Source organism: Gardnerella vaginalis (assembly GCF_001546485.1).
In the GTDB taxonomy this organism is placed as follows: Bacteria; Actinomycetota; Actinomycetes; order Actinomycetales; family Bifidobacteriaceae; genus Bifidobacterium; species Bifidobacterium vaginale_D.
In genome coordinates this window covers 28,469-34,560 of sequence record NZ_KQ956868.1, presented here as the reverse complement: position 1 = coordinate 34,560, position 6,092 = coordinate 28,469, and the positions used below count along the sequence as shown (strand labels likewise).

3 protein-coding genes and 2 tRNA genes are annotated in these 6,092 nt (G+C 41.8%); all 5 read right to left on the bottom strand.

Annotation, left to right across the window (positions count from 1 at the left end):
* Positions 1 to 202 precede the first annotated feature (202 nt).
* Positions 203 to 275, bottom strand: a tRNA-Phe gene (locus HMPREF3208_RS04780).
* Positions 276 to 317: 42 nt separating this feature from the next.
* Positions 318 to 391 (bottom strand) — tRNA-Asp (locus tag HMPREF3208_RS04775).
* 105 nt (positions 392 to 496) lie between these two features.
* Positions 497 to 2,638, bottom strand: a complete 2,142-nt coding sequence (locus tag HMPREF3208_RS04770) for an ABC transporter ATP-binding protein (protein ID WP_230953096.1) — start codon at positions 2,636 to 2,638, stop codon at positions 497 to 499.
* Entirely contained in the window at positions 2,638 to 4,482 is a 1,845-nt protein-coding gene (locus HMPREF3208_RS04765; RefSeq protein WP_064347459.1) for an ABC transporter ATP-binding protein, read from the bottom strand. The genes HMPREF3208_RS04770 and HMPREF3208_RS04765 overlap by 1 nt, the downstream gene beginning before the upstream one ends.
* An 870-nt stretch (positions 4,483 to 5,352) precedes the next feature.
* Entirely contained in the window at positions 5,353 to 6,060 is a 708-nt protein-coding gene (nrdG, locus tag HMPREF3208_RS04760; protein ID WP_081091182.1) for an anaerobic ribonucleoside-triphosphate reductase activating protein, read from the bottom strand.
* Between the last annotated feature and the right edge of the window lie 32 nt (positions 6,061 to 6,092).

Genomic DNA, 6,092 nt, shown 5'->3' with positions numbered 1-6,092 from the left:
ATTAACGCAGATTACGTACTGCGCGAGTAACATATGACCGTTACTTTCTTAAGATACTTGACTGAGTTTTAACAGTGTTGAGACTATGGCTTATGCCACAGAATATTCACAGCTTAGCTTTACACACTTTTGGGCCTATAAACCCTATTCACCAAGATTGAATAAAAAAAACGCGGTGCAAAAGCACCGCGACTACAAAGCGTGGCTCCGAGCGGGATCGATCCGCTGACCTAGCGATTTTCAGTCGCTCGCTCTACCAACTGAGCTACAGAGCCATGATGAATAAAAAACCCGGCGAACCGGGCCTTTACTAATCGCGACCCCGGCCGGACTTGAACCGGTGACCTCCGCCGTGACAGGGCGGCGCTCTAACCAACTGAGCTACGGGGCCGTGGCTTCGTTCTCTTGAACAGCCGAGTCACTATCTTACAGAATCCACGGCAAAATGCAAGCCCAACAGCCTGTTCGGCGTGTCGCCGCAGAATATCAGCGAAAATCACTCCAACTCGATTGCGCCAGTGCAAAGCTGATAATACTCGCCGCGCTTAGCTAATAACTCCTCGTGTGAACCTCGCTCAATAATTTTGCCGTGATCTAACACCATAATCACATCAGCATTACGAACAGTAGACAGCCTATGAGCAATCACGAATACTGTACGACCTTCCATCAGTGAATCCATACCATGTTGCACTAAAGCTTCAGTATGCGTATCAATCGAAGAAGTAGCTTCATCGAGAATCAGCACAGGTGGATTTTCTACAGCAGCACGAGCAATCGCAATAAGCTGCTTTTGACCTTGCGAAAGATCCTCACCATCAGCATCAATCTTTGTATTATACCCATCTGCAAGTTTAGTGATAAAAGTATCAGCGTGAGCTAATTTCGCAGCTTTCACACACTCTTCGTCACTAGCATCTAGGTTTCCGTAACGAATATTATCCATTATTGTGCCCGTAAATAGGTTCACATCTTGTAAAACCGTTCCAATAGCGTAACGCAAATCCGTTTTGCAAATATCACGCACATCAATTCCGTCGTACAAAATTTGACCGTCGTCAATATCATAAAAACGTGTAAGCAGGTTTGCAATAGTAGTCTTTCCAGCTCCAGTAGCACCCACAAGCGCAACCTTCTGCCCTGGCTTTGCAAACCAAGTAATATCATGCAACACCGGCTTTTCAGCATCGTATCCAAACACAACATCCGTAAAGCGCACGTCTCCTCGAAGCAAAGTGTAGCGACCATCCTGAGAAGTACGCGCATCGCGTTTAGCATGGCATACCACTTCTTGCGCCATCTTACTTAATTTCTGCGCACGCTGAGTAGCTTTTGTGCCATTATCTTGAGCATCACGCTTCCAAGCCCAATAAACGTTTACACCTTCTTCTTTTTCATCAACTTCTTCAAGAACATTAAATATTGCTTTATGAGAAAGCTGCTGCACTGATTCAGCAACACGAACTTTCACTAATCGAACTGTACCAGCATCTACCTCTGGCTGCTCATCAAGAAGCTCAAAAATTCTAGACGCTCCAGCCAGAGCCATCATAAGCGAATTTATTTGCATCGTAATTTCGCCAATAGGATTAATAAACGCTCGCGAAAGAGTAAGCAAAGATATAAGCGTGCCAAGTGTAAAAGCACCAGAACCAACAAGACCAAATGCTGGCAATCCAACTGAAACTGCCCACGCTCCAAGTAGCGCAATAAGCACATACAGTAAGTAACTTGCGTTACTAATTACCGGCATTACATTATTTGCGTAAGAATTGGCACTAGCAGAAATTTTTTGCACTTTTTCGACACAAATATCTAATTGTTCAATGGTTGCAGCTTCGTGGTTGAAAATTTTAATAACTTTACTGCCAGTTGCTGATTCTTCAACAAATTTATTCAACTCACCTAAAGCATCTTGAAATTGCTCGAAAAGCCTGCCAGAACGTTTCAACATAAAACGTACCACATAAAGAAGCAAAGCCGTAAACACAGCCACAAAAGCTGCTACCGAAAGCGAAAGCCACATAATTGAAACAAACGCAGCAACAATAGATATAAACGCAGAAAAAGAGTCAGGAAAAGCCCATGAAATTGCTTCACGGAGTACTTCTGTGTCATTCGTATAACGACTCATCACGTCGCCGTAGCTTTGAGAATCAAGGTAGCGGAGCGAAAGCTTTTGCTGATGCTGAAACATGGCATTACGCAAATCACGCATAACGCTTTCAGCAACATTTGCAACCAATCTACCCCACAGCCAGCAGCTAAACACGCCTACCGCATACACACTTGCCATAAGAATAATCATGCGCACAAGCGGCATCCAATCTGGATTATGCTTGCCAACAAGCGGAAGAATATACACGTCAACCAGTGATTGCAAGAACATTGAGCAAGCTGCTTGTACGATAGAAGCTACGATAATTGCGCATAGAATTACGAAAATTTTAGCGCGATAAACCAGCAAATAAGAAGCGAGACGTTTCAGCACCGGCCAGTTAATTGCCCTGCTTTTTTTCGAGGTTTTACTACTGCTTAAGGATTTTTCAGAAGGATTTGTAGAAGTATTTGCAGAAGTATTTGCAGAAGGGTCTGCAAGGGTATTTTGAGAAGATTGAGCCTTATTGTCGGTAGTCATTATGCAGCCCTTTCTTCTTCACTCGATACCTGACTTTTTGCCTGCGAAAGCGCCATATCTCGATATACTTCGCAAGATGCGATTAATTCATTATGCGTACCTTGAGCGAGTACGTGCCCATTTTGCAACACAACAATAATATTCGCATGCTCGATTGAAGATACACGCTGCGCCACAATAATTTGCGTAGAATCAGGCATAAACTTCTTTAAGCCTTCACGGATTGTACGATCCGTTTTCATATCAACAGCGCTCATAGAGTCATCAAGGATTAAAATTTTCGGCTTCCTCAAAAGCGCGCGAGCAATGCACAAACGTTGTCGTTGACCGCCTGAAATATTCTTACCACCCTGCTCGATATAAGTGTTATACGCATCCGGCAAATCGTTAATGAACTCGTCTGCTCGAGCAATTTTGCAAGCCTCACGCAAATCAGCATCACTTGCATCAGCTCTACCCCAACGAAGATTTTCTGCAATAGTGCCACTAAATAGAATATTTTTTTGCAAAACAACACCAACTTCTTCACGCAAACTTGCAGAATCATACTCGCGAATATCATGACCGCCGATAAAAAGCGTACCAGAAGTTACGTCATAAAGCCTTGCAATAAGCTGCACAAGACTTGATTTTCCAGAACCTGTTGCTCCCACAATACCAACAGTCGAACCAGAAGGAATCGTCAAATTTACATCCTGTAAAATTTCTTGTTCTGCTGGAGTGGATTCATCTGTGTTATCTGATTGAGGATATCGCAGCGAAACATGCTCAAAACGCACCGACGCATCAGAAAGCTGAGTAAGCGGATGCTCAGAAACATGCTCACTGTTGTGAGATTGCAAAACTTTCGCAATACGATGCATCGAAGCGCGCGCAGTTACAGTCATAACAAAAACTGCAACCAAATTCACCAAAGCAAATAAAATTTGCAGTGCATACACCACAAGCGCAGCAAGATTTCCTGTTGTTAGCCCAAACGCAGGATTATTACCGGATGCCACAATTTCATGCGAAGCCATCCATGCAAGCAGCAACATTCCTACATAAAAGCATAAGTTAAACAACGGAATACTGTAATTCAGCACATATTCCGCATGAAGAAAATGCTTATAAAGCTTATGAGAGATACGCATGAAACGACTATTTTCATAATCCTCACGCACATAAGACTTCACAACGCGAATATTATGCAAATTCTCACCGACATGATTATTTAACTCGTCAACTATGCGGTAAATTCGCATAAATTTAGGGGCAACAATCGCAGCACCCACTGCACCAATGACGCCAACAATTGGCACAAAGCTTAGAAAAACCCAAGAAATCGCATGGCTAATGAGAAATGTAAACCACCAAGCCGTAACAATAATCATAACGCTGCGAATACCAGAGCGAATAATCAGCTGATAAGCAAATTGCACATTAGACACATCGTTCGTCATGCGAGTCACAATCGTGCCTGTAGAAAATTTATCTAAATCAGGAAAACTTAAACTTTGTAAGCGCGCAAACATATTGTGCCGTAAATTTCTACCAAAACCGGCACTAGAATGCGCGCAACAAATTCCCGAAACAATGCCGAAAATCATTGCAATTGCAGCAAAAGTAAGCAGTTGTAAACCGTAATATTGCACCGCCTGTGGTGAGCCAGCCATAATGCCAAGATCAATAAGATGAGACATTACTGTTGGAATAGCGATTTGCATGGCAGCTTCAATAAGAATGGATACAGACGTTAACATTCCAAGAAAACGGTACTTTTTTAAAGATGACAGAATCGTACGCAATGCGCGAGGAGGATTATTGCTAATTTTTCGTGAATTGTTCTTCGGCTTCTCTGCCATTGCATCCCTTCCCCTACATAACGTCATGTGTAGGTTTAATAATATCACTTCTTCAAATACATATTTGAATTATTGCGCATAGCGCATTTCCGTATTGAGTTACTTCATTACCAAATGCATAAATAGATGAATCTTTGACATAGTAGTATACAGACAAATCACATACGAAAAAGTGCTTCTACACATTCAAATTATAAACAACGATTGATTTCATCTTATAAAAATTATATAGTGAAAGAATGTATATTCGCATGTATAAAGAGGTACTGTCATGAATATAAAAAAGCTATTAATAGAATACTTACTTGCTCAGTAGCATTATCCATATCTTTTTTACTATCATTGCAAGTTCAAGCCAACACCCAAGAAGAAACTTATGAGTAACACAAAGATACAACACAAAGATAGTTGGCGCTGTAGCACAGCAGAAAGGCATTCGTGTCGACTTGCAGTGAGAATTTCCAATTAATATCAACAATTATGTGAGGAACAATATGAACAGCAAACACGTAGTTCTACTGCCAATAACGCTGCTTTGTTATATTTCGTCAGCTATTTATTTCTTTAAACAATTGAAGGACTTAAAAGACGATAACACTTGTATTAATACTGTTAGTCTCACCATTCAAGCATTCGTCCTACTAATATTACTAATCTATCTTTTATATTTATGCAAAGAAAAGACATACCAAACTATCTATCGTTTAGTTACAGTATTTATGAGCATAGTTAGCATAATTCTTTTGACAGTTTGCAATACAGATGTTACGAGATTAATTATATTTACCGTAACATGTGTATATGTATGCATTCTTATAATCGTCCGCAAACATTGTTAAATATATCGTGTTAGCGGCAAATTCAATAGGATTATGAAGCGTCGCCTTCGCCTTGCGCACGGTCTTTTCCGTAAATTGACGGAATAAAACGCTCCTGATCATGAAGTTTGTCCCAGATTACAGGAGGATTTTGCGGATTTTCCAATGACTTTGGCACATCAATAATGCGCTGATTGCTAGAGCCGCGAAATTGCAGCAGTGAATCGTGCAAATTCTTCATATAGCGACCGTCAACAAGAATATCAATGTATTGCAGCAGCTCAAGCTTATCAGGCGTCTCACCCGGGCGCATAAGCTCTTCCCACGTGTAGCCGGTCCAACTCCAAATATCTTTCGTATGACCAAACTCTTTGCGAATACGCTTACACAGAGGCAGCAAAATACCTGTGTTAAGCAGTGGTTCGCCACCAAGAAGCGTTAGACCTTGCACATAAGGCTGTGCTAAATCTTCCATAATCTGATCTTCAAGCTTTTGCGTATAAGGGTGGCCAGCGCGAAAATCCCAAATCGACTCGTTATAGCACTCAACGCAATGGAACGGACAGCCGGAAACATACAGCGAACAGCGAATACCCTCGCCGTCGGTCATCAAAAAGCGCTTGTAATCAGCAATCATGCTTTTACTCATACGCTCGCTTGACCACTGCCCTGCGCGAGGATTATTAGAAAGTGAGGTAGGAATCCACGGCCCACGATTCACATCTGCAGGCGCAAAATCATGCAAAGTAATGCGCGCCATACCCCACCCCCTTATTACTCAAGAAACCATTA

Bases quoted from the DNA above. Each gene is read 5' to 3' on its own strand.
- nrdG (WP_081091182.1), bottom strand. From the start codon at position 6,060: ATGGCGCGCATTACTTTGCATGATTTTGCGCCTGCAGATGTGAATCGT.
- HMPREF3208_RS04765 (WP_064347459.1), bottom strand. From the start codon at position 4,482: ATGGCAGAGAAGCCGAAGAACAATTCACGAAAAATTAGCAATAATCCT.
- HMPREF3208_RS04770 (WP_230953096.1), bottom strand. From the start codon at position 2,638: ATGACTACCGACAATAAGGCTCAATCTTCTCAAAATACCCTTGCAGAC.